Below are 24,279 nucleotides of genomic sequence, written 5' to 3' on the forward strand. Positions count from 1 at the left end.
TCCTGTTGTGAGCAGGGGGCCGCCGCCGCATTGGCGGCGGCGGCACCAAAAGGCCGCCAAGGAACATTCTGTGGTGCGGGACTGACACTTAGCGGGTCAGCTGGAGCCGTTCGCCTTCTCTGGCTTGTCATTTCTACGGCACACACCTGACAAATGAGATGCCCAACTCCGCTTGAGTGCAGGCAAGTTGCGCCCACGCGTCGTTTCACGTGAAACCTGCTCATCGTCAACCGCGCTGCCGAGAAGCTCAGTTCAGCCGCTCGGCTGAACTGATAGTGGCACGCTCACGGCCTAAGCCAAATCTGGCTGTCCACAGGGCCCTGGGCACAACCTCCGTGCCTCTGGGGATAGTTGACCTCCCGCTGTGAGCGGCAGAGCGAGGTCGCTCGATCGGTAGAGCCCGAGAGGAACAACCTTTTCGGGAACCGCGTGTTTCCTTCTGTCCGTCTGCTGCTGTACCCCATGGGTAGGAGCCCGCCCTCTACTCTCCTCACGAGCAACATCGGAGTTCCAGGTCATGAGCATCCCGCCAACCTCAGCACCCTCTTGGCCGTACTGCGCACACGGCGCGAACCCTGCCACCGACCCCGTCGGCTGTCGCGGTATCCACATCCCCGGCCACACCGCGTGCCTCGCTCACCTGGCCGACCCCGACCGCACCGCCTACCTGACGGGCCTGTCCCCCGGCGCCGACATCGACCATCGCGGTACCTCCTTCACCGAACCACTTCTCAACGCCCTCCTTGACGCCCTGCGGGACCCCACCACTGGAAAACCCCATCTTGGCCCCGCCAAGTTCGGCGGAGCGCACTTCTCCGGCCCCGCCAAGTTCGACGGGGCGCACTTCTCCGGCCCCGCCAAGTTCGGCAGGGCGCAGTTCTCTGGCCCCGCCAAGTTCGACGGGGCGCACTTCTCCGGCCTCGCCGTGTTCGACGGGGCGCAGTTCTCCCACGCCGCCGAGTTCGGCGGGGCGCAGTTCTCCCACGTTGCCAGATTCGACGGGGCGCAGTTCTCCTACGCCGCCTGGTTCGCCGGCGCGCAGTTCTCCGGCAACGCCTTGTTCGTCATGGTGCAGTTCTCCGGCCGCGCCGAGTTCAGCGTGGCGCGGTTCTCCGACGACGCCGTATTCGCCAAGGCGCAGTTCTCCGCCAACGCCGTATTCGACAAGGTGCAGTTCTCCGGCGACGCCTTGTTCTTCGGGGCGCAGTTCGGTGGCGCGTCATCGTTTGGGCCGGTGGTGTGTGCGGGGAGCGTCGTTCTGGCGGGGGCGGTGTTCGCGCTGCCGGTGACGCTGGAGATAGCAGCGCGGGAGGTGGCCTGTGAGCGAACCCAGTGGGACTCAACAGCGACCATCCGCCTGCGCTATGCGGCAGTGGACCTCAGCCACACAGTCCTGACCGCCCCTGTAGCGGTCATCGCCCACCCAACCCCCTTCAGCACCAGCAGCGGCACGCCGGTCGACGAAAGCCTGCTGACAGGACCGGCAGAGGTACGAGTGGCTTCGGTGCAGGGTGTCGACGCCGCCCACCTGGTCCTAACCGACACCGACCTGTCTGGCTGTCTGTTCTCCGGAGCGTTTCACCTCGACCAACTCCGCCTCGAAGGACGCGCCACCCTCGCCCGCACCCCCATCGGCTGGCACCACCGTGGCATATGGCCGGTTCGCTGGAGCCGCCGGCGCACCCTTGCCGAGGAACATCACTGGCGTGCCCAGACCACTGGCCAGCCCATCCTCCCCGCAGGCGCCGTACCGGGGCCCCGGCAGTGGCGTCCGGGCCCACATCACCCCGACCCCGCTCTTACCCCCGACCCCGAGGATGTCGCCGCGCTCTACCGGCAGCTCCGCAAAGCCTTCGAGGACGGCAAGAACGAACCCGGCGCAGCCGACTTCTACTACGGCGAGTGCGAGATGCGCCGCCACGACCGCACCGGCACTCCGAAGGGCGAACGCCGCCTGCTGTGGGCGTACTGGTTGCTATCCGGCTACGGCCTGCGCGCCTTCCGCGCCACCGGCTGGCTACTCGCCGCCATGACCGTAACCGTGCTGCTCCTGATGGGCTTTGGCCTGCCCACCCACGACCCCGACCCCGCCACGACCGGCACCCTTCACGGTCAAAGGATCAGCCTCGCTACCAGCACTCCTGATCCCGCCCTTCACGGCGGATGGCCCCAGCGCATGACCTGGGCGCGCGCGGACAAGGCCACCCGTGTCGCTGTGAACTCGGTGGTCTTCCGTTCATCCGAACAGAACCTCACAACCCGCGGGATCTATATCGAGATGGCCTCCCGTCTCCTCGAACCCACCCTTCTCGTCCTCGCCGCCCTCGCCGTACGCGGACGCATCAAACGCTGAACACTGCTCCGCACTTCAGGGTTCTCGCTCAAGGTTCGATGACATTCACTCAAGATTCGATGTCACAGGACACTCAGAGGTAGGTGGCCACTCGTACAGCTTCCTGGCCACCGGCCCCCTCGCGGTGGACTTGGCGCGGCGGCTGTCCCCTCTCGACGAAGCCGATCTCACCGAGCCCTGACCAGGGCGGCTGAAGCGCTCGAGCAGGTTGGTTCGGCCAGCTCTAGGTCGACCCCATACCGACCTCGAACGTCACAGTCCGGGAGTCTTTAAGTGTCCTCGTCGGCGCCCAAATCGGCCCGCATCGCCGTGTGTACGAGCTTCATGGCGTCGAGGTACTTCTGCATGCGCTCCCCGCCCTGAGTTTGGATGTTCGTGCCTTCAATGACCAGGTCTCGCAGATCCCGAGCGCGCTTGTCGAAGTCCCTCGCCAGTGCCAACACCGGCTGAGGGGCCAGCACTGCGAGCTCGTAACGCGGGGCGTAGCAGGCGGCGTACGCGGTGAACGCTCTGTACCCGCGCTCCTCATCAGTCAAGCCCGCGGCAACGGAGAGGACCCGCAGTTGGGTGCGGGTATCGGCGTGGGCAGCGAGGTAGCGCGCATACACCTCTTGCTTCGTCTTGCGGCGCTCACTGCGGTCTTCCCGGCGTTCTCGGCGTCGCTCGACGAGAAGTGCTGAGCCGAGAGCAATGGCAGCGCCCAGAAGAGTTCCTAAGAGAGGTAGCCACGTCATCTGAGGACGATAGGTGCTGGAGGTAGCGGCGCTCCGGCCTGCAGCTGCACCGGTCAAAGTTCGGCCAGATATCACTGGGCGGAATGGCCGCCCGACCTTGCCTATTGTCCGCTCGCCAGCAGGGTTCAGCCGCGACGAGCGGCACGCGCCCCGGAAGCCGACAACGCCAACGGCATGCGCTGATCCTGGCCCACAGATGGCCCATACGCACTGGTCAACGCTGGGATACGGGCGAGAAGGGGTGAGACAACCTGAACGCGAAAGGGGTGCTCCGGTTCTCGGAGCACCCCCTCTGACCAGCACCGACGCTGACCTGCAAGCGGTGGGTGTGGGATTTGAACCCACGGTGACTCGCGCCACGACGGTTTTCAAGACCGTTCCCTTAGGCCGCTCGGGCAACCCACCCCGCGCCGCCCACGATCGTCGGCGGCGCGGGGACAAGACTAACCGGTCAGCTGTCGCCCTTGCGCTCTCCCAGGGTGACGTCCACGGTGTGGGTCTTGCCGTCGCGCGTGTAGGTGAGCTTGACGGTGTCGCCCGGCTGGTGGGTCCAGATCTCGCCGATCAGGGTCGGGCCGCTGTCGATCACCTGGTCGTCGAGCTTGGTGATGACGTCGCCGGGCTTGAGGCCGGCCTTGTCCGCGGGCCCGTTCGGGGTGACCGCGTCCGAGCCGCTCGCGCCCTGCTCGGTGATCTTCGCGCCGCCGGTGCCCTCTTCGAGGGAGACCGACGCGCCGATCACCGGGTAGACCGGCTCGCCCGTCTTGATCAGCTGCTGGGCCACGTGCTTGGCCTGGTTGATCGGGATCGCGAAGCCGAGGCCGATGGAGCCGGACTGGCTGGTGCCGCCGAGGCCGCCGCTGCTCGACGACTGAATCGCCGAGTTAATGCCGATGACAGCGCCCTGCGCGTCAAGGAGCGGGCCACCGGAGTTGCCCGGGTTGATCGAGGCGTCCGTCTGCAGGGCGCTCATGTACGAGGCCTTGCTGCTGGCGCTGCCGTCGCTGGAGGCCACCGGGCGGTTCTTGGCGCTGATGATGCCCGTGGTCACCGTGTTGGAGAGACCGAAGGGCGCGCCGATCGCGATGGTGGAGTCACCGACGGCCACCTTGTCGGAGTCGCCGAGGGCCAGCGGCTTCAGATCCGACGGGGCGTTCTTGAGCTTGATGACCGCGACGTCGTAGCCCTGCGCGTGGCCGACCACCTCGGCGTTGTACTTCTTGCCGTTGGGGAAGGTAGCGGTGAGCTTGCCGCCGTCGACCGCGTCCGCCACGACGTGGTTGTTGGTGAGGATGTGGCCCTGGGTGTCGAACACGAAGCCGGTGCCGGTGCCGCCCTCGCCGTTGGTGCTCTCGGCCTCGATGGTGACCGTGCTCGGCAGCGCCTTGGCGGCCACGTTCGCGACCGTGCCCGAGGCGCGCTTCACGTCGCCGCTGCTGCTCGGGGCGGAAACCGTCGTCGAGTCGGTGGAGTTGTTGTCGTTGTTCTTGGCCAGCGAGTAGCCGATGCCGCCGCCGACACCACCCGCGACCAGCGCGGCCACCAGGATCGCGGCGACCAGGCCGCCGCGCCCCTTCTTCGGCTTCGGCGCGGGCTGCTGGTAGGAGGAACCCCAGCCGCCGGCCCCCGAGCCGCCGCCGTCCGCGTACGACGGAACGGCGGGCGGCGGAGGCGGCCAGCCCGCCTCCGCGGCGGAGCCGGGGGCTCCGGTGCCCTGTCCGTGCGGGTCGGCGCCCTGTCCGGCCCCGACGGACGCGTACGCCGGCTGCTCCGCGAGCGCCGGTGCCTGCCCCGGCGCGCCGGGGGCGCTCGGAGGCACCGCCGGGATCGGGGCGGTCGGTGCGCCCCCCTCGGGCGCAACGTTCTGCGCGGAAGCAGCGGGAGTGTCCACCGGCACAGGAGGTGCGGACGGGGCCGGGGGTACTGCAGTGCCCTCGTTCTCGGTGCTCACAGCTCTTCTCCTCGATCCACGGCTGTTGCTCTCGGTCGCACTCGGTCACGCTCACTCACGCTTGTCGACGGTCCGGCGCGATGCAGCTGTGCATGTGCTTTTGTACGCCGTCAGCTTTTCCCACCGGACGTCAGAGCACCATAAGCGGTGGCTGTGGGTCCAGGGCCATCCTTTATAACGGACGCTTCCGGCGAAACGGCCACATTCCTGGTGTCTCCGACCTCACGTCCGCCCCGCGACGGTGGCACCATGACGCGGTGACCCTCGCACGACAGCACCAGATTCAGGTCGTCGCCCACCGGGGTGCCTCCGAAGAGGCCCCCGAGCACACTCTGGCCGCGTACAAGAAGGCAATCGAGGACGGTGCGGACGCCCTCGAGTGCGATGTACGTCTGACCGCGGACGGCCATCTCGTCTGTGTTCACGACCGCCGTGTCAACCGTACGTCCAACGGCCGCGGAGCGGTCTCGGCCCTGGAGCTGGCCGAGCTCGCCGCGCTGGACTTCGGCTCCTGGAAGAACCGCGACGAGTCCCCCGACTGGGAGTACGGTCCCGGGGACCCGAAGGACACCTCGGTCCTCACCCTGGAGCGGCTGCTCGAACTCGTCGCCGATGCGGGGCGCCACGTCGAGCTGGCCATCGAGACGAAGCACCCGACCCGCTGGGCGGGCCAGGTCGAGGAGCGGCTGCTGCACCTGCTGAAGCGTTTCGGCCTGGACGCCCCGGAGTCCGCGTCCGAGTCGCCCGTACGCGTCATGAGCTTCTCGGCGCGCTCGCTGCACCGCGTCCGCGCCGCGTCCCCGACCTTGCCCACGGTCTATCTGCTGCAGTTCATCTCACCCCGGTTGCGCGACGGACGGCTGCCGGCGGGTGTCCGGATCGCGGGCCCGTCGATGCGGATCGTACGCAATCACCCCGCTTACATCGAACGGCTGAAACGAGCCGGACACCAGGTGCACGTCTGGACCGTGAACGAGCCCGAGGACGTCGATCTCTGCGTTGAGCTGGGCATCGACGCCATCATCACCAACCGCCCGCGCGCGGTGCTGCGCCAGCTGGGCCGCTGACTTCGGGAGCACCGCTTCCAGAGAGCCGCCTTCGGAACCCCGGAATCCGCCGCCGAATCCAGGCCACACAATTACAGGGAGTGCACCGGCGCGTCCGTTCCGTATTCGATCGTTACGAGTGCGTCAGCAGACGTGGATTGGCCGGTTTCCGGTCCAGTCCTAAGGGGCATCCACACCGTGGCGTGGGGCAAAGGAGGTCTCGGGGGTGGCGTTGGTGGTGGCACAGGAGGTGCCCACGTCGTCGAGCATGGCCGTGCCCCACGGCCCTGCGGGCGTGGGGAAAGCAAGACATCGGATGCGTGATCAGCTGCGCTCCGGTGGCGTGGCGGAATCGGTCATCGACGATGCCGTACTGATCCTTTCCGAACTGCTCAGCAACGCGTGCAGGCACGGCAGGCCCCTGGGCGACGCCCTGGCCGGCGACGGCGACGTGCGGGCCGCGTGGCGCGTCGATCCGTCCGGAAGACTCACCGTCGAGGTGACGGACGGCGGTGGTCCGACGCGCCCGGTTCCGGCCACGCCCTCGGTCACCGCGCACGGCGGCCGCGGGCTGAACATCATCACGGCACTGGCCAAGGACTGGGGCGTGCGGGACGACACCCGCGGCGAGGTCACGGTGTGGGTCGTCGTCCAGGAAGACATGGGCGACACGGCAGCCGCGCGTCGCCGTGACGATTTCGCTACGCGCGTCGCGTCACCGACCGTGTCGGCGATACCCGACCTGGACTTCGCGGACGCCTTCGACGACCTGGACTGAACCCGACCGCGCCGCACCGAGCGGGCTCGACTCGCCACGACACCGACCTCGACCGACGCGTCCGTTCCGGGACGACTCGGTGCGTTGTCCACAGGGTCCCGTCGGCTCCCGGATGAACGGCTAGGCTCGCGCCCGTACGAGACGAGCCGTGATCGGGAGACACCCACGATGGCCAAGAAGCGACCCCAGACGAAGGCCAAGCAGCCGCAGCTGACGGACGGCGGCGAGATCCCGGTTGTCGGCGCTCGCGAGCCCTGCCCCTGCGGCAGTGGCCGCCGCTACAAGGCCTGTCACGGCCGAGCGGCCGCGCACGCCGTGACCGAGCTGGTGCACCGCCCCTTCGAGGGCCTGCCCGGCGAGGGCGACTGGGTCGCGCTGCGCGAGCTGGTGCCCGCCGCGACCGTCGAGCTGAAGCTCAAGGAGAAGCTCCCCGAGGGCGTCCCCTCCGTCACACTCGCCACCGTCCTGCCGATGGCATGGCCCGCGCTGCGCCGCGACGACGGCTCGGTCCTGCTCGGCCTGCAGAACGACACGGCGTCCGGTGACATCAGCCGCGACCTGGCCGACACGCTCCAGCGCGCGCTCACCGCGCAGCCCGGCACTCCGGTCGAGGGCCGGCGCGCCCCGGCCGACGGTCCGCGGCTGCAGGACCTGCTCGACCCCGAAGGCGCGTTCGAGCCAGTTGTGCACGCGGGCTTCGAATTCTGGGTCCCGGACGCGGAGAACGCGACCCCGGAGGTGACCGCCTCCCTGGAGCGGGCCAACGCCGCCGCCATCCCGACCGTAAAGCTCTCCGGGGTCGACGCCGCCTACTGGTGCGAGACCCCCGACAAGAACCACCTCCGCTGGGTCATGCCCTACCCGGAGGAGCAGCTTCTGGACGCGCTGGCGCGGCTGCACGCGGCCGGTCGCTCGAGCCTCGGGGAGGACACCCGGCTGGTCGGCTCCTTCCGTGCGCACGGGCTCACGGTGCCGGTCTGGGACCTGCCGACGGGCGTCACGGCGGACGACATCGAGAAGCCGGCGGCCGAGTTCGCCGAGCGCCTCGCCACCGCTCTGGCCACGGACGCACCGCTCACCGCGGACGAGCGCCGCGCGCGCGGCGGCCTCACCAACCGACAGGTGACGCTCAGCTGACTCACAGACGGGGGGAACTGACCGGCCGGTCAGCCGGTCAGGACCTCACAAACGGGTGACTCCTGTCACAACTCCCCGTTGCGACAGGTAAATCCGTGTCCGAATAGCCGAGATCGAATTTGCGAACCGCCGATCTCTTGTTACCGTTCGAGTAGCCCGGTTGCTGGTGCATCCCCCGTCGCCAGCAACCGGGTCTTTCCATGTGCGCCATCCCCTGCGACGTCAACGGCCTTGCTACAGGCCCGAGTTGCTCCCCGAGCGCAGCAACAGTGGCCCGTGGGCCCCGGTGCCTTTCGCGAACTCCGAGACCGCCGTGTAGGCCCCCACATCGCCCGTCGTCCGCTCCCTGGGCGTCTCGCACACCCCGGGATCGTCCTCAGCCCCCACCGCACAGTTGATCTGCACCGTGCGGCCACCGGGTCCCATGAGGCTCAGTACGGACCTCAGCTCGTCGCCGGTCGCGTTGCGGTAGTAGGTGCGCGCCCAGGTCTCCTCACCCTGCGTGAGGACACAGGTCTGCGCCTCGATGCCGTCGGGCGAGGAGAGTTCGGGTCCGCACCCGGCGGCGGTGGCTAGGCCGAGACCGAGCAGCAGAGGGGAGCGCGCGGGTTCGGGAATCTGCGGTCGGTCATCGGCACGCGCGGACCTGCGTACGCCTCCGGGGTCCGCGTCGCCCACGGGGTCGGCGGACGCCACGGCCAGCGGCAGGGCGACGATGAACGCCACGACGCCTGCCAGCGCCACCAGGCGAACTCTTCGGGGGTCTGGGGGGCACCCCCTGGAATGACGCAGCATAGGGCGGACGATAACGAGCGGGAGCGGGCGTTCGGTTCGCCGCGCCCGACACCCCTACAACTCGGGTGCGCTCACACCCGTACGAGTGAGGGCCTCCACCACGGCGTCCACCACGGCCTCGACATCGGGCACCCAGGGGGCGGCCGAGCCGGGCAACGGAGCACGCTCCCAGCGGATCTGTCCCTGGCCGGTCTCGGACGGCGGCAGCGCGATGTAGCCGCCCTCGCCGTGGAAGCGGAGGGAACCGGGAACGAAGTCCTTGGCGTAGAGCAGCTCGCCGAGCTGCTCCATGGAGTAGGGCGCGACGAGGATCGACCAGCGCGTGGGGGACGCGACGACCGGGCCGAGGCGCATGCCCTTGCGGTCGAGGGCGTCGAGGGCGCGGGCCGCCGCGAGGGCGGGCAGGCTCACCGCGCAGGGGGCCCTGCCGCCGGTTGCCAGCACTACGGGTGCCGATGGTCGGTTGGTCCACCACCAGCGCACCATGCGCTCGTCTGTGGTGGCCGCGAGGAGACCGGGGTCGAAGGGATGGGCGCCGGGCACCGTGCACTCCGGGTCGGGGCATCCGCATCGGGCGCGCCCCTGCGGGTCCGCCGCCACGCCCGGGAGCACGGGCCACCGCCATTCGGCCGCGAAGGTCAGGGCCGCGCCGAGCACCTCAGGCCTCCCGTTGTTTCGCCTGGACAGGAGCCTGCGTCGCCTTCCGAGGATCTCGCGCATGAGCGCTCGTTCCTTTCCGTTGCACGCCTGGCAACACCGAGGACCACATCACACCATGTGTCGATCACTTCACTGTGCGTACCTGCTGGCGCATCACACCCCTGCTGGAGGCAAGGGGAACCCCTCTGGGTCGAGCGTTTGGCTGCGTCCGCGTCCATACTGCGTCTGTCTAAAGCATGGGCATGGCGTGGGGTGGCGGCGCCTGGCGTTTTACTGTCGCGCGTATTTCTTGCCGCCTCCGCCACGGGAGGATGGGGCACGGTCGTCGGTGGTTAAGACGCCCGGGTCCATTGCCAGGTTCCGGGCTGATCTCAACCACCCCTGGCCTTCTCCGAGTACGTACCCATCACGACCGCTGTGACGCTCCGTCGAACTAGGCCAGTCGACCTCAATAAGCCGTTGCCCGAGTCAGTTTTAAGCCAACTTTGCTTTCCCGCAAGGGTTACCGACGGTCTCACGGACACCAGGAATCCCAGCAGGACAATGCTGGACATCCCCTCACGAGTGCGTGTACATGTGGAGACACTGCTAGCGGCGCAGAACGACATGGGGGTTTGCGATGCTATTGAGCAATACGCACCGGTCGGAAAGCCGGACGCCATGAACGCCCCTCACCTTCCGAAAGTGGCTGGAATCGATTCAACGGTTCCCTCGCCAGCACACACTGTCGCGCCGACGCCTGCAGTCACGGGTGCCTGTTCGGCCACCTCTGCCACCGGCGCCGGAGCCGTTCTGCAAGATCGCCTCGCCGGCTGGGTCTCGGATCTCACCACACTCCACGAGCTCACCGAACGCCTGGCGCGCACCGCGACACTGAGCGACGCGCTGCAGGAACTGCTGCGCGCCGGAGCCGCCCTCGTCGGCGCCCGGCGCGGCCTCGTCGTCATGGAACCCGGCGACGGACTCGGCCCCGACACCACGATCGGCCTCGGCCTCGGCCGGGCGGATCTCGGCCACATCGAGACCGTGCCGCGCAGCTCCATGTCGTACGGGAAGATCCTGGACGGACTGCCGGGCGGCGAGGGCGAGATCGCCCAGCCGGATCTCTTCTCCGAGGACGGCCTCGACCCCCGCCACCGCGAGGTGGCCGCCCGGCTCGGCTACGCCGCGAGCTACGCACTCCCCCTGGCCACCGAGGCGGCCGGCCGACTGGGCGCCGCCGTTTGGCTCTACGACGAGCCCGCCGAACCGGTCGAGCGCCAGCGCCATCTCATCGGCCTCTACGCCCGGTACGCGACCGAGCACTTGGCACGGCTGGTGGAACTGGAGCGCACGCGCGCGTGCATGACGACGATCTCCGAGGAGCTGCTCCCCCCACGGCTTCCCCGGGTTTCCGGCGTCCAGCTCGCCGCACGGCACCGCACGGGGCCGCGCGGCGGCGGCGACTGGTACGACGCGCTGCCGCTGCCCGACGCCGCGCTCGGCCTCGCGGTCGGCTCGGTCACCGGGTCCGGGCCCAGCGCGGTCGCCGCGATGGGCCGGCTGAGGGCGTCCCTGAGGGCGTACGCCGTGATGGAGGGCGAGGACCCCGTCGCCGTCCTGTCCGATCTCGAACTGCTGCTTCGGCTGACCGAGCCCGCCCGCTCCGCGACCGCCCTCTTCGCGTACTGCGAGCCCGCGCTGCGCAAGCTCACGCTGGCCGGTGCCGGGCACAGCCCGCCGCTGGTGATCGGCGCGCGTCGCACGGAGTTCGTGGAGACCTCCCTGTCGGCCCCTCTGGGGATGCTCGCCTGCTGGGAGGCGCCGAGCGTCGAGCTGACCGCCGGGCCCGGCGAGACCGTGCTGCTCTACACCGACGGCCTGCTGCACCGCACCGGTGACCCCATGGACCGCGCCTTCGCCCGGCTGCACGCGGCGGCGGCGAGCGTCCCCCGGGCGCTGCGCGAGGACCCCGGCGCGATCGCCGATCACGTCCTTCGGAGTGTGCTGCCGGACGGGCTCGACGAGGCCGACAGCGAGGAGGACGTCGTACTCCTGGCGGCGCGATTCGAGTGAGCCGTACGTAACAGGTCTTCCGGCCCTGGGCCCCCTTCAGTGCGACCGTACGATGGTGGGGGTCCAGAGTCGTATCAAGGAGGCAGACCGTGTCGGAGGCGCTCAACCCGGAGACCCCGGAAGCCGTACTCGACGACGCCGCTGACGAAGCGGGCGAAGAGGAGCCGATCAAGCAGCGCAAGAACGGCCTGTACCCGGGCGTGTCCGACGAGCTGGCCGAGAACATGAAGTCCGGCTGGGCCGACACGGAGCTGCGCGGCCTGGAGCCGATCGCACAGGCCGAGTACACCGCCGCCCGCCGCGCCGCGCTCTCCGCGCGTTTCCCGGGCGAGCGCCTGGTGATCCCCGCGGGCAACCTGAAGACCCGCTCGAACGACACGGAGTACCCCTTCCGCGCCTCGGTCGAGTACGCGTACCTCACCGGCAACCTGACCGAGGACGGCGTCCTGGTCCTGGAGCCGACCACTTCCCCGGATGGGAATGGCAGCCACAAGGCGACGATCTACCTGCTGCCGCGCTCCGACCGCGAGAACGGCGAGTTCTGGCTGTCCGGCCAGGGTGAGCTGTGGGTCGGCCGCCGCCACTCCCTCGCCGAGGCCGAGCAGCTGTACGGCATCCCGGCCTCGGACGTGCGTGAGCTGGCCGACAAGCTGAAGGAAGCCACCGGTCCGGTGCGTGTCGTGCGCGGCTACGACGCCGGTATCGAGGCGGCCCTGACCGACAAGGTGACCGCCGAGCGCGACGAGGAGCTGCGGGTCTTCCTCTCCGAGGCGCGGCTGGTCAAGGACGAGTTCGAAGCCGGCGAACTGCAGAAGGCCGTCGACTCGACCGTGCGCGGCTTCGAGGACGTCGTACGCGTCCTCGACAAGGCCGAGGCGACCAGCGAGCGCTACATCGAGGGCACCTTCTTCCTGCGCGCACGGGTGGAGGGCAACGACATCGGCTACGGCTCGATCTGCGCCGCGGGGCCGCACGCCTGCACCCTGCACTGGGTGCGCAACGACGGCCCGGTCCGCTCCGGCGACCTGCTGCTGCTCGACGCGGGCGTCGAGACGCACACGCTCTACACCGCCGACGTCACGCGCACGCTGCCGATCAACGGCACGTACACGGAGATCCAGAAGAAGATCTACGACGCCGTGTACGAGGCCCAGGAGGCCGGTATCGCGGCCGTGCAGCCGGGCGCCAAGTACCGCGACTTCCACGACGCGGCGCAGCACGTGCTGGCCGAGAAGCTCGTCGAGTGGGGTCTGGTCGAGGGTCCGGTCGAGCGCGTCCTGGAGCTGGGCCTGCAGCGCCGCTGGACCCTGCACGGCACCGGCCACATGCTCGGCATGGACGTCCACGACTGCGCCGCCGCGCGGACCGAGACGTATGTCGAGGGCACACTGGAGCCGGGCATGTGCCTGACCGTCGAGCCGGGCCTGTACTTCCAGGCGGACGATCTGACGGTGCCGGAGGAGTACCGGGGCGTCGGCGTCCGCATCGAGGACGACATTCTGGTCACCGAGGACGGCAACCGGAACCTGTCGGCGGGGCTCCCGCGCCGCTCCGACGAGGTCGAGGCGTGGATGGCATCCCTGAAGGGCTGACATAGTGCCCCGCGAGGGCTGATACGAGACTGCTGGCCGGGTGCCCTTCTGGGTACCCGGCCATTGGTGTGTCCAGGGGGTTTCCGGTGGCCCCCGGGTTTTTGGTGTGCCTAGGGGGGCGGCTTTTCGTGGACGACTTCTGGTCCGGCGTCGGCGTGGACCTGCATCTGGAACCGGAGGCCGCGGCGGGGCGCAGGGCCGGGCTCGAGCGCGCCCTGCGGGACGCCGTGCGGGACGGACGGCTCGCTCCGGGCACCCGACTGCCCGCGACCCGGCGGCTCGCGGCCGAGCTGGGCGTCTCGCGCGGGACGGCGAAGGGGGCGTACGACCAGCTGATCGCCGAGGGGTATTTGACGGCGCGGCAGGGTTCGGGCACCGAGGTCGCCCGGTTGCCGGCCACTTCTTTGGAGGCGCCGGGCGGGCGGGCACGCACGCGTGCACCGCGTTTCGATCTGCGCCCCGGCAGCCCGGACGTCGGTACGTTCCCGGCGGCGGCCTGGCTGCGGTCCCTGCGCCGCGCGATCGCGACGGCACCCTCCCTGGCGTACGACTACGGGGATCCGCGCGGCCGGATCGAGCTGCGGACTGCCCTGTCGGGCTACCTGGGGCGGGCACGGGGGGTGATCGCGCCGCCCGAGCGGATCGTCATCACCTCGGGGTACGTACAGGGGCTCGCGCTCCTCACGCGGGTGCTGGACGGCGGGACGGTCGCCATGGAGGACCCGGGGCTGCCGTTCCACCGGGATGTGGTGCGCAAGAGCGGCGGAGCCGTGGTGCCGCTGCCGGTCGACGAACGCGGCGCCTGTGCGGGCGAGTTGGGTGCCGTTCACGCGGACGCGGTCGTCGTCACGCCGGCACACCAGTACCCGACCGGTGTGACCCTGCACCCCGAGCGGCGGCGGGCACTCACCGACTGGGCACGCGCGCGTGCCGGGCTGATCGTCGAGGACGACTACGACGGGGAGTTCCGCTACGACCGGCAGCCGGTCGGCGCCCTCCAGGGCATGGCGCCGGGCCATGTCGCGTACCTGGGCACGGCCTCCAAGACGCTCGGGCCTGCGCTGCGCCTCGGCTGGATGGTGCTGCCGCCGCACCTGGTCGACGCGGTCGCCGACATCAAACTGCACAGCGACCATCACACCGAGTCCATCGGCCAGTTGGCGCTCGCCGAGATGATCGGCAGCCACGCGTACGACCGCCATGTGCGCGCGTGCCGGCTGCGGTACCGGCGGCGCCGGGACCAGCTCCTGGGTCGGCTGGGGGCACGCAGGAGCATACGGGGGATCGCCGCCGGGCTGCACGCGTTGGTGGAGGTGGCGGACGAGGCGGAGGTACTGGCGCGGGCGGAGGAGGAGGGGCTCGCGGTCGGGCATCTCGGGGACCACTGGCACGCGCCCGGTGAGGGGCGGTCGCAGGGACTGGTCGTGGGGTACGGGACGCCTCGGGAGCGGCTGTATCCCGAGGCGTTGGAGGTGTTGGGGCGGGTGCTGGACGGGGTGTGAGCCCGGGCCGGAGCTGACGGATGTCATGGGACGACCATGAATTGGGCCATGAAAAGACGTGAGGAATGGGCCTGTTGAGCGATCCACCCGGCTCGTAGCGTCGGAGACATGACGAATCCGGCAGCACTTCCCACGTCGCGCCGCCTTGTTCCGCCCGCCGGCCCGCAGCGCGTCCTCGCCCTCGCTCAGCTGGGCAACTCGGTAGGGGACGGCGCCTATTACGTGACGTCCGCTCTGTACTTCACGCATGTCGTGGGGCTCGCCCCCGCGCGCGTGGGGCTCGGGCTGACCGTCGCGTGGGCGGTCGGCTCGCTGGTGGGGGTGCCGCTGGGCCGGCTCGCCGACCGGCACGGGCCGCGTGGCACGGCCGTGCTGCTGGCGCTGGCCACCGCGGCAGCGGTGGCGTCCTTCCTGATCGTCCGTGGCTTCGTCCCCTTCGTCCTCGCGGCGTGCGCGTACGCGTCCGCTCAGTCGGGACTCGCGGCGGCCCGGCAGGCACTGCTCGCGGGGCTGGTGCCGGCCGGGGAGCGGACCGGGCTGCTCGCCCATCTCCAGTCGACGCTCAACGCCGGTCTGGCGGTGGGCGCGGGCCTCGGCGGGCTCGCGCTGCACGCCGGGACGCGGGCCGCGTATCTCGGGGTGTTCGCGCTGGACGCGGTGAGCTTCCTGCTGTGCGCGACGCTGCTGTTGCGGCTGCCGTCGGTGCCGGCCGTCGTACCCGTGGCCGTCCACCGGGGGCAAGGACTCGGCGTCCTGCGCGACCGCCCGTACGTGCTGGTCACGTTCCTCAACACCGTTCTGCTGCTGCGGATGCCGCTGCTGAGCCTCGGCATCCCGCTCTGGATCACCGAGCGCACCGAGGCCCCCGCCTGGCTGGTCTCCGCGCTGTTCGTGCTCAACACGGGTGCGGTGATGGCCTTCCAGGTACGGATGGCCCGCGGTGTCACGGGCCTCGCGACCGCCACGCGCGCGATACGCCGATCCGGGCGCGTCATGCTGGCGTCCTGCGCGGTCTTCGCCCTGTCGTCCGGCGCCTCCCCGCTCGTCGCCGCCGGGATCCTCGTGGCGGGCGCGGTCCTCCAAGTCGTCGCCGAGATGCAGCAGTCCGCGGGCTCCTGGCAACTGGCCTTCGACCTCGCCCCGTCCGACCGCATGGGCGAATACCAGGGCTTCTTCGGCACCGGCGTCACCGTGGCCCGCACCATGGGCCCACTCGTCCTGACGACCCTGCTGGTGAGCTGGGGGACTCCGGGGTGGCTGCTGCTGGGAGGCTTGATGGTGGGGGCTTCGTATGGGATGGGCCCGGCGACGAGGTGGGCTGCCACGAAGCGCGTCGGCGAACGGTCGTACATAGCGGGGGGAAATAGTGCCGTTGGCACGGCAGCCCAACCCGTCGTCCCAGCCGCGGGCATGCGTGCCGCCAGGGGCGGCAACCCACCCGCTCCATCTGCCAGGTAATCGTGCGGCAAGAGACGGCAGCCCACCCGTCGTCCCAGCTGCGGGCAATCGTGCCGCTGGGGCGGCACGGGTGGGCGCAGCGGCACACTGTCAGCGCCGGCAAGCGCACCACCCCGAGCTCAGCACAGGCGCCGGGCTCCCCTCTCAGGCAGCCCGCACCGAAGAGTTGACCACCACCGGCAACGAGTCCACGAACAGCGCCCCGGCAAGAAGCGCCCCGCTCCCGCGCGGGCTCCACGCGCGCGCGTGGAGGTCGTCGTCAAAGGCGGACAGCGCTTCGCGACCCGCCTCCGAGAAGGTCCCGCCCGCTTCCAGCACCCCACGGGCACCCGCCTGGACATGGCGGAGCCCAAGGGGCCCGGCGGTGTACAGCAACTCCGTGTCCTGGAGGGTGGACATGACGGTGAGAAGGGCGTCGAGCCGCGCGTACGGTTCGGGCGCACCGGCCGTGCGGGCCGCGCTGAGCGCGTCCAACGCCCGCCGCACGTGGGGGAATCCCGCTCGCGCTTCCCCGCGCGCGCCCGCGGCACCGTACTTCGCCGACACGGACGACCCCCGGGAGGGCCGCCGCGGCGCCCGCCGGTCGGCGTGCGCCGCGATCCGCTTGGCGGCCGCGGCGACATCGTTCCCCCTGGCACGGGGGTTCAGGGCCGCGCCCGCGACCAGGAGCCCGAGGGCCCACAGCGCGCCGCGGTGGCCGCCGCCCGCCAGGGCCACCGAGTGCTCGGTGGACCGGCCGATCGCACCCAGCTCGGCACGGAGTTCGGGCGTGGGGTGACCGGTGCGGCGGGCGGCGGCCGCCATGGCCGCGAGGCCGGGCGCCAGCACCTTGGCCGACCAGCGCAGGGAGCAGTGGTCCTGGCGGGTGGTCCGGGCGCCGAGATCGCGCGGGTCGGGCAGTCCGGGCTTGGGGGCCAGCTCCAGCTGCCACGTCAGCGCGGCCACGGCGGCCTGCGCCAGCGTCTCGTCCTCGCGGCTGCTCATCGGCGTACCTTACGAGGACGCCGAGGCGGACGGGGAGGCAGTGTCGCTCGGGGCGTCGCTCGGCGGCGTACCGGTCGAGGCGCCGCTCGGAGCGCCGCTCGGCGGCGTGCCGCCACCGCCGCTGCCCGCGCCGGTGTTCTCCGCGTCCGGGTCGATGCCGAGGGTGATGAACCCCTTGTAGCCCTTGGACGGGTCCTTCTTGTGCACCGCCTTGAGCGCGAGCAGACCGCTGGCGGCGCCACCGTCGTCGTACACCATGTCGTCGGCGAGCCTGGTGTAGCTGCCGGTGTGCTGGGAGTAGGGCTCCAGCGCGAAGACCTCCTCGGCGATGTCGTCGTCGAAGAAGAGCTGGCCGGTGTAGTTGACCTTGCCGCCCTCGTAGGTGCCGTCCTCCTTCTCGCCGCCGGTGTGCACCTTGACGTGGATGTGGCAGGTGCGCGGGGTGTACCAGCCGGGGAAGATCGTCTCGAACTTGACGACCCCGTTGGCGTTGGCGATCTGGTAACCGCGCAGGTAGGTCTGGTCGTTGGCGGTGGAACCGTCCTCGCTCTCGGCGGGCGCGGAGCCGCCGGGGTTGGCGGTGGTGTAGCCGGAGTAGTAGCCCCAGGCGTCGCAGTGCCAGATCTCCACGGCGGCGCCGGGGACCGGGTCGCAGGAGTCGGTGGTGTCCTGAACGGTGATGCGCAGCGTCAGTGGAACGCCGCTCTTGCCCTCGGTGATGTCCTTCCGCACCAGGGCGCCGTCCAGGTAGTACGGCCCCTCGGTGACGCTGGACATCAGCACACAGGTGCCGCTGCCCGAGCTCGCCGAGGCGGTGGCCTCCGCGTCGGTCGTGGTCGTCTCGTCGGCGAACGCCGCCTGGTATCCGGCGACCGCGAGCCCTCCGGCGGCGACCGTGCCTCCGGTCACCGCGATGGCGCGGCGCCGGGTGATCGACTTGTCTTTGTGGCTTCCCGTCATGCCGGGAAAATTAGGAACGTCAGCCCTCAAAGAGATGGGGGTGCCCTGTGATTGACCTATGGACTCTGAGAAAGCTGAAGTAGGCGGGAGAGCGCTCGAGGGTCTGTTCTAGAACTCCAAGCCGTTCGACAGCAGCGGCAGATGACGTTCGTACAGCTCCGCGAGGTCCTCCGTGCCGCCGCCCTCGACCCAGTGCCGTACGAGGGTCGTGAAGACGGCGATGATCGCCGCGGCCGCGCACTTCACGTCGAGGTCCGAGGCGTTCCGGCCGCTGCGCTCCGCGATGATCGCGGCGATCTCCTGCTCGCTGCGCTCCTGTTCACCGACCGAGCGGGCCCGGATCGCGGGGTCCGTGAAGGTGATCCGGGTGCGCAGCAGCAGTTCCTCGCGGTCCTGGTCCAGCATCCGCCCCAGGGGGCCCCTCAGGGCCTGCAGGATCGCGTCGACGATCGGTTCGTCGGCCGGGCGGGCGCGCAGTGCCTCGGCGAGCGCGGGGTCGTACTCGTCCTGGATGACCACGTCCTCCTTGGTGGGGAAGTACCGGAAGAACGTGCTCGGGGAGATCTCGGCCGCCTCCGCGATCTGGTCGACCGTGGTCGCCTCGTACCCGTGTTCGGCGAACAGGCGGTACGCCTCGCGCCGGACGCGGTCGCGGGTCTTCTGCTTCTTGCGCTCCCGCAGACCGAGGGGCGCGGCCGAGGTCTCCTGCGTCGTCATGCCATGCTCTCCTGCTTCGTCATGCCATCGATTCTGCGTGCTCGGGCGCGGCCTCGGCCACCTTCCGGGACGCCGTCGACCGGCTCGGCAGATAGATCGCGGCGAGTACGGCGGCCAGCAGGGAGATGATCCCGCAGGCCGTCAGGACCAGGTTCATGCCATGTACGAAGGCCTCGTGGGCGCTGACCGCGAGACCTGTGTCGTGCAGTTGCCGGGCGACTTCATCCGCGCCGGACACCGAGTCGCGGGCCGCGTCGGCCGCGGGTGCCGGGAGGCCGTCGGTGGTGAGCCGGGCCAGGTAGCCGTAGCCGAGCAGGCTGCCGAGGCCGGCCACGCCGAGGACGCCGCCGAGCTGCTGGACGGTCTCCAGAAGGCTGGTCCCCTGCCCGGTGCTGCCGTGCGGCAGCGAGCCCATCACCAGGCTGGTGGCGGGCACGACTGCGAGGCCGAAGCCCAGTCCCGTGAGAGAGAGCCAGAGGGCGGTGAAGCCGTAACCGCTGGAAAGGTCCGTGGTCGCCCCGAGGAAGACGCCGCCCGCGAGGACGGCCATGCCGAGCGGGACGACGGTGCGGGCGCCGAGCCGGGGCACGAGCGCCTCACTCGCCGTGGCGGCGGCCATCAACCCGCCGATCAGGGGAAGTACGCGGATGCCGGTGCCGAAGGAGTCGTGGCCGAGCACGGCCTGCAGGTACTGCGGGACGACGAACAGGATGCCCATCACGGCGAAGTTGACGAAGACCGCGATCAACGTGCCCCACAGGAAGCGGCGGTCGGTGAACAGCCTCAGGTCGACGAGCGGGTGCGGGTGGCGCCGCTCGCGCACCACGAACCCGGCGAGCAGGGCGGCCGCGGCGACGAGGGTGGCGAGGACGGCCGGGTCGGTCCAGCCGTCGCGCGGGATCAGGATCGTTCCGTAGACGAGTGCGGTGATGCCGAGGGCGCTCAGTACGGTGCCGAGGGCGTCGAACGGTCCGGCGGCGCGCTCCCTGTCGGCGGGCACGACCCGGCGGTTGGCGCGTTCCTTGGTGACCGCCGCGTACTCCTCGTCGGCGTCCGCGTACTCGTTGTCGGCCGCCGCGCGCTTGTTGTCGGCCGCCGCGCGCTTGTTGTCGGCCGCGCGCTTGTTGTCGCTCGGCAGCAGCCACAGACCGGCGGCCAGGGCGAGGACCGTGACCGGCACGTTGAAGAGGAAGACCGAACCCCACCAGAAGTGGTCGAGCAGCCAGCCGCCGACGAGCGGGCCGACCGGCATGCCCAGGGCGGTGGCGGCGGTCCAGACGGCGATGGCCTTCGGCAGCTCCTCGTTGGCGAAGACGCGCGGCAGGATCGCCATCGACATCGGCATGATCGTGGCGGCGCCGAGGCCGAGGACCGCCCGGGCCGCGATGACCGTCCCGGTCGATCCGGCGAACGCGCCGCCCAGCGAAGCGAGTCCGAACAGCGCTGTTCCGGAGAGCAGCAGTCGTTTGTGGCCGAACCGGTCGCCGAGCAGCCCGACGGGAAGCATCGCCACGGACAGGGCCAGCAGATAGCCGCCGCCGATCCACTGCAACTGCGCGCTGTCGGCACGCAGATCACCGGCGAGGGTCGGCAGGGCGACATTGATGATCGTGCCGTCGAGCCCGACGATCAGCACGCTCAGCGTGAGGGCGGCCAGGGCCGGCCAACGGCGGCGCGACGCGGGAGCGAGCGAAGGCAGGGCAGGCAGTTCGGGAAAGGACATGCGGACCTCCAAGAGGAAGCAACCTGATGAGAGGCTACTGCCAAATGAGAGTCCACTACCAATATAAGGTTGGCTTCCATATTGGGCAGCGGCGCCAGTGGGGGTTCCACCGCTGCTCAGAGCCCTAGGCCGTCAGCAAAGAAGGGTCCTTCCTCCACTTGAGGATCTTGTCGAAGCTGACCACCGCACCGCCCCGCCCCGGCTCGTTGCCAATGTGGACATGGTCGGCGAGCTCCTGGATCAGACACAGTCCGCGCCCGTGCTCGGCATCGCCGCGCGCCGGACGCAGGGGGGTGCGGGCACGGCCGGACGGGAAACCGGGGCCGGAATCGACGACTTCGATGCGGCACTTCTCGCCGTCGAGGTAGGCGGTCACCCGGTAGGCCTCGGACGAGGCGCCGTGCGCCGCGTCCCCGCCGTGCTCGACGGCGTTCGCGCAGGCCTCGCTGAGGGCCACGGAGAGGTCGTAGGAGACGTCCGGGTCGACGCCCGCGCTCTCCATCGTGCCGAGCAGCAGGCGTCTGGCGAGCGGAACGCTCGCAGCCTCGCGCCGCAAATGGAGTGACCACCAGATGCTCATGCTCCAGCCTCCCGGCCGCGGCTCGACATACCGTTACGTATTGCCGCAAGCACCCGTGTGCAATCGCCCACTTGACGTGATACCGCCCATACGGCGGATGCGCGCGCGACAGAGATCGGTGTATGTGCGTTCGGCTTGCCCCAGATAGTGATCTTGTGGGTCGAACGTCACCTTGCGGACCTGCCGTAAGGAGCGGGCATGGCGAGTGGGATGATGAGCCCGCCATGACTGCCCCCCACCAGCGCGCGGCGCGCTCCGGACACGGCCTCCGGACGGTGCGCCCCGGATGCGATCTCCGGATTCTGCGGGCCGCGGTGTTCGCCGCGGTCTGCGTCGTGCTGGCCGCGGCCGGTCATGGGCTCGCCTCCTGTGCCACGGTTCCGCTGTGGACGCTGGGCGCCGGATTCCTCGCGGTCTTCGCCGTCGCCGCCGCGCTCGCGGGGCGTGAGCGTGCGCTGCCGGGCATCGTGGCGCTCCTCGCGGTCGGACAGACCGTGCTGCACACGCTCTTCGGACTCGGCCGGCACGCCGGTACGTCGTCCATGGGGTCCATGGCTTCGGGCATGCCGATGTCCGACGCATCGCTCGTCGAGCGGGCCGCACGCCTGGTGTGCGGCACGACCGCGGCGGCGATCAGCCCCGTGCAGGCCCAGAAGATCCTCGCCGACGCGCGGATCGACACGGCCATGACGCAGTCCATGCACCATCCCGCGGACGCCATGTCGGCCACCGCGGGCACCTCCATGTCGGTGCTGCCCTCCCTGCCGATGCTGCTCGCACACGTCGTCGCGGCCGTCGCCGCCGGCTGGGTGCTGCGCCGCGGGGACATGGCACTGCTGGGTCTCATGCGACTGTCCGCGCACGGGGTTGCGGAAGGGGCGCTCGTACGGTCCTTGCGCGCCGCGTTCGCTCTCGTACGCGCCCTGCGCACGGGACTTCCGGGTGCGCCCGACGTGGCACGCACCCCGCGCACGACGCTCCTCGCGCCCCCGAAGCCGCGCACCACCGCGCTTCAGCACACCGTCATCCGGCGTGGGCCGCCCTCCTCCACCGCACTCGTCCTCGCCGCCTGACACGACGCGCCACTCCACCGAGGGGCTGCCGTCGTGCGGCACGCGCGCGTGCCTGCCTTTTTCGGTGCCCCGCTCAAGGAGACGTTCTCGTACGCCCCAGAGGCACCGTTCCGCACGCGCACCCCTCTTTCTGACCGGACTCATCGCTCAAAGTGGAGTGTTCCCTGCCATGAAGGCTTCTCGTATCGCCGCCGCCGGTGCCGTCGCCGCCTCGGCCGTCCTCGTCCTGTCCGCCCCCGCCTTCGCGCACGTCTCCGTGCAGCCGGAGGGCACGGCCGCCAAGGGCGACTACGCGGTCATCGACTTCAAGGTCCCGAACGAGCGCGACAACGCCTCGACCACCAAGCTCGAGGTGAACTTCCCGACCGACCACCCGCTGGCCTCGGTGATGCCGCAGCCGATCAACGGCTGGACCGTCAAGGTCACCAAGTCCAAGCTGGACAAGCCGCTGGAGATGCACGGCGAGAAGATCTCCGAGGCCGTCACCAAGGTCACCTGGACCGCCGACGGCAAGGGCATCGAGCCCGGCTACTTCCAGAAGTTCCCGCTCTCCGTCGGCGCGCTGCCCGAGGACGCGGACGAACTCGTCTTCAAGGCGATCCAGACGTACTCCAACAAGGAGGTCGTGCGCTGGATCGAGCCGCAGAAGGAGGGCGCCGAGGAGCCCGAGAACCCGGCTCCGGTACTGACGCTGTCCGACGCCTCCGAGGGCGGCCACTCCCACGGCTCGTCGACCGCCGAGGACACCGCCGACGACTCCAAGGCGGCCGCCAAGGACACCACCGAGGCCGCGTCCTCCTCCGACAGCAGTGACACCACCGCGCGCGTGCTCGGCGTCGTGGGCATCGTCGTCGGCGTGGCGGGCGTGGCGTTCGGCGTCTTGGCCGGCCGCCGGCGTACCAACGCCTGAGGCCCTACCGCTTTCGGCGCGCACCGGGACGTCGTACGACATCTCCGCGACGAGGGCCTTACGACCTCGCCGTTCGGACGTCGTACGACCCCGGTGCGCACCGGAGTTCTCACATCTGGGACATTTTTCTATGCGCAAGAAGACGTATGCCGCGGCCGCCCTGTTCGCCGCGGCCGCTCTGACCCTCTCCGCCTGCGGCAGCGGCGACGACAGCAACAAGCCGATCGCCGACGTGTCCGCCGAGGCCGACTCGGGCAAGGCCGCGACGATCCTCGACAAGCCGTTCGAGAAGCCCGACCTCGTGCTCACCGACACGAGCGGCAAGAAGTACGACCTGCGCGCGCAGACCAAGGGCCGTCCGACGTTGATCTACTTCGGCTACACCCACTGCCCCGACGTCTGCCCGCTGACGATGAACAACCTCGCCGTGGCCAAGAAGCAGCTGCCCAAGGCCCAGCAGGACAAGCTCCGCGTCGTGTTCGTCACCACCGACCCGGGCCGTGACACGCCCTCCGCGCTCGGCAAGTGGCTCAAGGGCATCGACTCCGACTTCGTCGGCCTGACCGGGGACTTCGCCACGATCCAGGCCGGTGCCCGCACCCTGGGCATCTCGATCGAGCCGACGTCGAAGGACAAGAACGGCAAGCTCGTCTCCGTGCACGGCACCCAGGTCATCGCGTTCTCGCCGAAAACCGACGGGGGCTATCTGCTGTACGGCGAGGACGCCACCGTCGACGACTACACCAAGGACCTCCCCAAGATCATCAAGGGAGAGAACCCGTGAGGCGTCCCGGCCGTCCCTCGCGGTCTCTCGCCGGATGCGCGGTGGTCATAGCCGCGGCGGTGACGCTGGCGGGCTGTGGCGCGGGCGACAAGGACTCCTCGGCCAAGCCCGAACTGAAGGTCGCCGGCGCCTACATGCCCGCCCCGAGCATGGACTCCATGGCGGCCGGCTTCTTCACCGTCACCAACTCCGGTGGCGCCGACACCCTGACCTCGGTCACCAGCGACCTCTCGGACGACGTCACGCTGCACTCCACCATGGGCGGCGCGATGGAGGAGGAGAAGTCCTTCGCGATACCCGCGGACGGCAGGCTCGACTTCGCGAGCGGCGGCAACCATCTCATGTTCGAAAAGCTCACCCACAAGCCGAAGCAGGGCGAGAAGGTGTCCGTGGAGCTGCACTTCGCCAAGTCCGGCACGGTGAAGATCTCCATGCCGGTGAAGTCCGCGACGTACACCCCGAAGACCGGGCACTGAGGGAGGGATCA

Annotated in this window: 21 protein-coding genes and 1 tRNA gene; 12 read left to right on the forward strand and 10 right to left on the reverse strand. The window is 70.1% G+C overall.

Annotated elements, in window-relative coordinates; genetic code table 11:
* Nucleotides 1-517 precede the first annotated feature (517 nt).
* Complete coding sequence (locus ACZ4RZ_RS23215; RefSeq protein WP_467747151.1) at nt 518-2,353, forward strand: pentapeptide repeat-containing protein; 1,836 nt, start codon at nt 518-520, stop codon at nt 2,351-2,353.
* Nucleotides 2,354-2,622: 269 nt separating this feature from the next.
* Here ACZ4RZ_RS23215 and ACZ4RZ_RS23220 read toward each other — a convergent pair whose 3' ends face one another.
* From ACZ4RZ_RS23220 to ACZ4RZ_RS23230, 3 genes are all read right to left on the reverse strand, one after another.
* Nucleotides 2,623-3,087: a hypothetical protein gene (locus ACZ4RZ_RS23220; protein ID WP_467747152.1), complete on the reverse strand. Its 465-nt coding sequence runs from the start codon at nt 3,085-3,087 to the stop codon at nt 2,623-2,625.
* Between the two features lie 320 nt (nt 3,088-3,407).
* Nucleotides 3,408-3,492 (reverse strand) — tRNA-Ser (locus tag ACZ4RZ_RS23225).
* Nucleotides 3,493-3,538: 46 nt separating this feature from the next.
* Nucleotides 3,539-5,038 (reverse strand): S1C family serine protease, encoded by a 1,500-nt coding sequence (locus ACZ4RZ_RS23230; protein WP_467747154.1) that lies wholly within the window; start codon nt 5,036-5,038, stop codon nt 3,539-3,541.
* 257 nt (nt 5,039-5,295) lie between these two features.
* Between ACZ4RZ_RS23230 and ACZ4RZ_RS23235 the strand changes: the two genes are divergently transcribed.
* From ACZ4RZ_RS23235 to ACZ4RZ_RS23245, 3 genes are all read left to right on the forward strand, one after another.
* Nucleotides 5,296-6,105, forward strand: coding sequence for a glycerophosphodiester phosphodiesterase (locus ACZ4RZ_RS23235; RefSeq protein WP_467747155.1), 810 nt, complete (start codon nt 5,296-5,298; stop codon nt 6,103-6,105).
* A 247-nt stretch (nt 6,106-6,352) separates the two neighbouring features.
* On the forward strand, nt 6,353-6,862 hold the full coding sequence (locus ACZ4RZ_RS23240; RefSeq protein ID WP_467747401.1) for an ATP-binding protein: 510 nt from the start codon (nt 6,353-6,355) through the stop codon (nt 6,860-6,862).
* A 168-nt stretch (nt 6,863-7,030) separates the two neighbouring features.
* Nucleotides 7,031-7,999, forward strand: a complete 969-nt coding sequence (locus tag ACZ4RZ_RS23245) for a DUF5926 family protein (protein ID WP_467747157.1) — start codon at nt 7,031-7,033, stop codon at nt 7,997-7,999.
* A gap of 234 nt (nt 8,000-8,233) precedes the next feature.
* Here the strand turns inward: ACZ4RZ_RS23245 and ACZ4RZ_RS23250 are convergent, their stop codons facing one another.
* Nucleotides 8,234-8,794 carry a hypothetical protein gene (locus tag ACZ4RZ_RS23250; protein ID WP_467747158.1) on the reverse strand — a complete coding sequence of 187 codons (561 nt, stop codon included), beginning with the start codon at nt 8,792-8,794 and terminating at the stop codon, nt 8,234-8,236.
* Nucleotides 8,795-8,848: 54 nt separating this feature from the next.
* Nucleotides 8,849-9,514, reverse strand: a complete 666-nt coding sequence (locus ACZ4RZ_RS23255) for a bifunctional DNA primase/polymerase (protein ID WP_467747160.1) — start codon at nt 9,512-9,514, stop codon at nt 8,849-8,851.
* A 483-nt stretch (nt 9,515-9,997) separates the two neighbouring features.
* Here ACZ4RZ_RS23255 and ACZ4RZ_RS23260 point away from each other — a divergent pair, with 483 nt between their 5' ends.
* The 4 genes from ACZ4RZ_RS23260 (at nt 9,998) to ACZ4RZ_RS23275 (ending at nt 16,061) form a co-directional block, all read left to right on the forward strand.
* Complete coding sequence (locus ACZ4RZ_RS23260; protein WP_467747162.1) at nt 9,998-11,509, forward strand: PP2C family protein-serine/threonine phosphatase; 1,512 nt, start codon at nt 9,998-10,000, stop codon at nt 11,507-11,509.
* A gap of 89 nt (nt 11,510-11,598) precedes the next feature.
* Nucleotides 11,599-13,101, forward strand: a complete 1,503-nt coding sequence (locus tag ACZ4RZ_RS23265; protein ID WP_467747164.1) for an aminopeptidase P family protein — start codon at nt 11,599-11,601, stop codon at nt 13,099-13,101.
* A gap of 128 nt (nt 13,102-13,229) precedes the next feature.
* A complete protein-coding gene (gene pdxR / locus ACZ4RZ_RS23270; RefSeq protein ID WP_467747166.1) occupies nt 13,230-14,603 on the forward strand; it encodes a MocR-like pyridoxine biosynthesis transcription factor PdxR in 1,374 nt (457 codons plus the stop codon).
* Between the two features lie 108 nt (nt 14,604-14,711).
* On the forward strand, nt 14,712-16,061 hold the full coding sequence (locus tag ACZ4RZ_RS23275; RefSeq protein WP_467747168.1) for an MFS transporter: 1,350 nt from the start codon (nt 14,712-14,714) through the stop codon (nt 16,059-16,061).
* A 144-nt stretch (nt 16,062-16,205) separates the two neighbouring features.
* On the opposite strand, the gene ACZ4RZ_RS23280 is transcribed toward ACZ4RZ_RS23275, so the two are convergent.
* The 5 genes from ACZ4RZ_RS23280 to ACZ4RZ_RS23300 form a co-directional block, all read right to left on the reverse strand.
* Entirely contained in the window at nt 16,206-17,045 is an 840-nt protein-coding gene (locus ACZ4RZ_RS23280) for a triphosphoribosyl-dephospho-CoA synthase (RefSeq protein ID WP_467747170.1), read from the reverse strand.
* Nucleotides 17,046-17,054: 9 nt separating this feature from the next.
* Nucleotides 17,055-18,005, reverse strand: a complete 951-nt coding sequence (locus ACZ4RZ_RS23285; protein ID WP_467747172.1) for an intradiol ring-cleavage dioxygenase — start codon at nt 18,003-18,005, stop codon at nt 17,055-17,057.
* A 108-nt stretch (nt 18,006-18,113) separates the two neighbouring features.
* The gene (locus ACZ4RZ_RS23290; protein WP_467747174.1) at nt 18,114-18,722 is read right to left on the reverse strand and encodes an acyl-CoA-like ligand-binding transcription factor; all 609 of its coding nucleotides are present in this window, start codon (nt 18,720-18,722) and stop codon (nt 18,114-18,116) included.
* Between the two features lie 19 nt (nt 18,723-18,741).
* On the reverse strand, nt 18,742-20,445 hold the full coding sequence (locus ACZ4RZ_RS23295) for an MFS transporter (protein WP_467747176.1): 1,704 nt from the start codon (nt 20,443-20,445) through the stop codon (nt 18,742-18,744).
* Nucleotides 20,446-20,569: 124 nt separating this feature from the next.
* Nucleotides 20,570-21,025, reverse strand: coding sequence for an ATP-binding protein (locus ACZ4RZ_RS23300; RefSeq protein WP_467747178.1), 456 nt, complete (start codon nt 21,023-21,025; stop codon nt 20,570-20,572).
* 224 nt (nt 21,026-21,249) lie between these two features.
* On the opposite strand from ACZ4RZ_RS23300, the gene ACZ4RZ_RS23305 reads away from it, so the two are divergent.
* The 4 genes from ACZ4RZ_RS23305 (at nt 21,250) to ACZ4RZ_RS23320 (ending at nt 24,268) form a co-directional block, all read left to right on the forward strand.
* Complete coding sequence (locus ACZ4RZ_RS23305; protein WP_467747179.1) at nt 21,250-22,098, forward strand: hypothetical protein; 849 nt, start codon at nt 21,250-21,252, stop codon at nt 22,096-22,098.
* 169 nt (nt 22,099-22,267) lie between these two features.
* Nucleotides 22,268-23,008: a YcnI family copper-binding membrane protein gene (locus ACZ4RZ_RS23310; protein WP_467747181.1), complete on the forward strand. Its 741-nt coding sequence runs from the start codon at nt 22,268-22,270 to the stop codon at nt 23,006-23,008.
* 130 nt (nt 23,009-23,138) lie between these two features.
* Nucleotides 23,139-23,792 carry an SCO family protein gene (locus tag ACZ4RZ_RS23315; RefSeq protein WP_467747182.1) on the forward strand — a complete coding sequence of 218 codons (654 nt, stop codon included), beginning with the start codon at nt 23,139-23,141 and terminating at the stop codon, nt 23,790-23,792.
* Nucleotides 23,789-24,268, forward strand: a complete 480-nt coding sequence (locus tag ACZ4RZ_RS23320; RefSeq protein ID WP_467747184.1) for a copper chaperone PCu(A)C — start codon at nt 23,789-23,791, stop codon at nt 24,266-24,268. The genes ACZ4RZ_RS23315 and ACZ4RZ_RS23320 overlap by 4 nt, the downstream gene beginning before the upstream one ends.
* The last annotated feature ends 11 nt before the right edge of the window (nt 24,269-24,279 follow it).

Source organism: Streptomyces sp. NPDC027189, from assembly GCF_055566975.1.

Coding starts and splice junctions, on each gene's coding strand:
- ACZ4RZ_RS23215 (WP_467747151.1), top strand. CDS start 518: ATGAGCATCCCGCCAACCTCAGCACCCTCTTGGCCGTACTGCGCACAC.
- ACZ4RZ_RS23220 (WP_467747152.1), bottom strand. CDS start 3,087: ATGACGTGGCTACCTCTCTTAGGAACTCTTCTGGGCGCTGCCATTGCT.
- ACZ4RZ_RS23240 (WP_467747401.1), top strand. CDS start 6,353: ATGGCCGTGCCCCACGGCCCTGCGGGCGTGGGGAAAGCAAGACATCGG.
- ACZ4RZ_RS23245 (WP_467747157.1), top strand. CDS start 7,031: ATGGCCAAGAAGCGACCCCAGACGAAGGCCAAGCAGCCGCAGCTGACG.
- ACZ4RZ_RS23250 (WP_467747158.1), bottom strand. CDS start 8,794: ATGCTGCGTCATTCCAGGGGGTGCCCCCCAGACCCCCGAAGAGTTCGC.
- ACZ4RZ_RS23255 (WP_467747160.1), bottom strand. CDS start 9,514: ATGCGCGAGATCCTCGGAAGGCGACGCAGGCTCCTGTCCAGGCGAAAC.
- ACZ4RZ_RS23260 (WP_467747162.1), top strand. CDS start 9,998: ATGCTGGACATCCCCTCACGAGTGCGTGTACATGTGGAGACACTGCTA.
- ACZ4RZ_RS23275 (WP_467747168.1), top strand. CDS start 14,712: ATGACGAATCCGGCAGCACTTCCCACGTCGCGCCGCCTTGTTCCGCCC.
- ACZ4RZ_RS23280 (WP_467747170.1), bottom strand. CDS start 17,045: ATGAGCAGCCGCGAGGACGAGACGCTGGCGCAGGCCGCCGTGGCCGCG.
- ACZ4RZ_RS23285 (WP_467747172.1), bottom strand. CDS start 18,005: ATGACGGGAAGCCACAAAGACAAGTCGATCACCCGGCGCCGCGCCATC.
- ACZ4RZ_RS23290 (WP_467747174.1), bottom strand. CDS start 18,722: ATGACGACGCAGGAGACCTCGGCCGCGCCCCTCGGTCTGCGGGAGCGC.
- ACZ4RZ_RS23295 (WP_467747176.1), bottom strand. CDS start 20,445: ATGTCCTTTCCCGAACTGCCTGCCCTGCCTTCGCTCGCTCCCGCGTCG.
- ACZ4RZ_RS23300 (WP_467747178.1), bottom strand. CDS start 21,025: ATGAGCATCTGGTGGTCACTCCATTTGCGGCGCGAGGCTGCGAGCGTT.
- ACZ4RZ_RS23305 (WP_467747179.1), top strand. CDS start 21,250: ATGACTGCCCCCCACCAGCGCGCGGCGCGCTCCGGACACGGCCTCCGG.
- ACZ4RZ_RS23310 (WP_467747181.1), top strand. CDS start 22,268: ATGAAGGCTTCTCGTATCGCCGCCGCCGGTGCCGTCGCCGCCTCGGCC.
- ACZ4RZ_RS23315 (WP_467747182.1), top strand. CDS start 23,139: ATGCGCAAGAAGACGTATGCCGCGGCCGCCCTGTTCGCCGCGGCCGCT.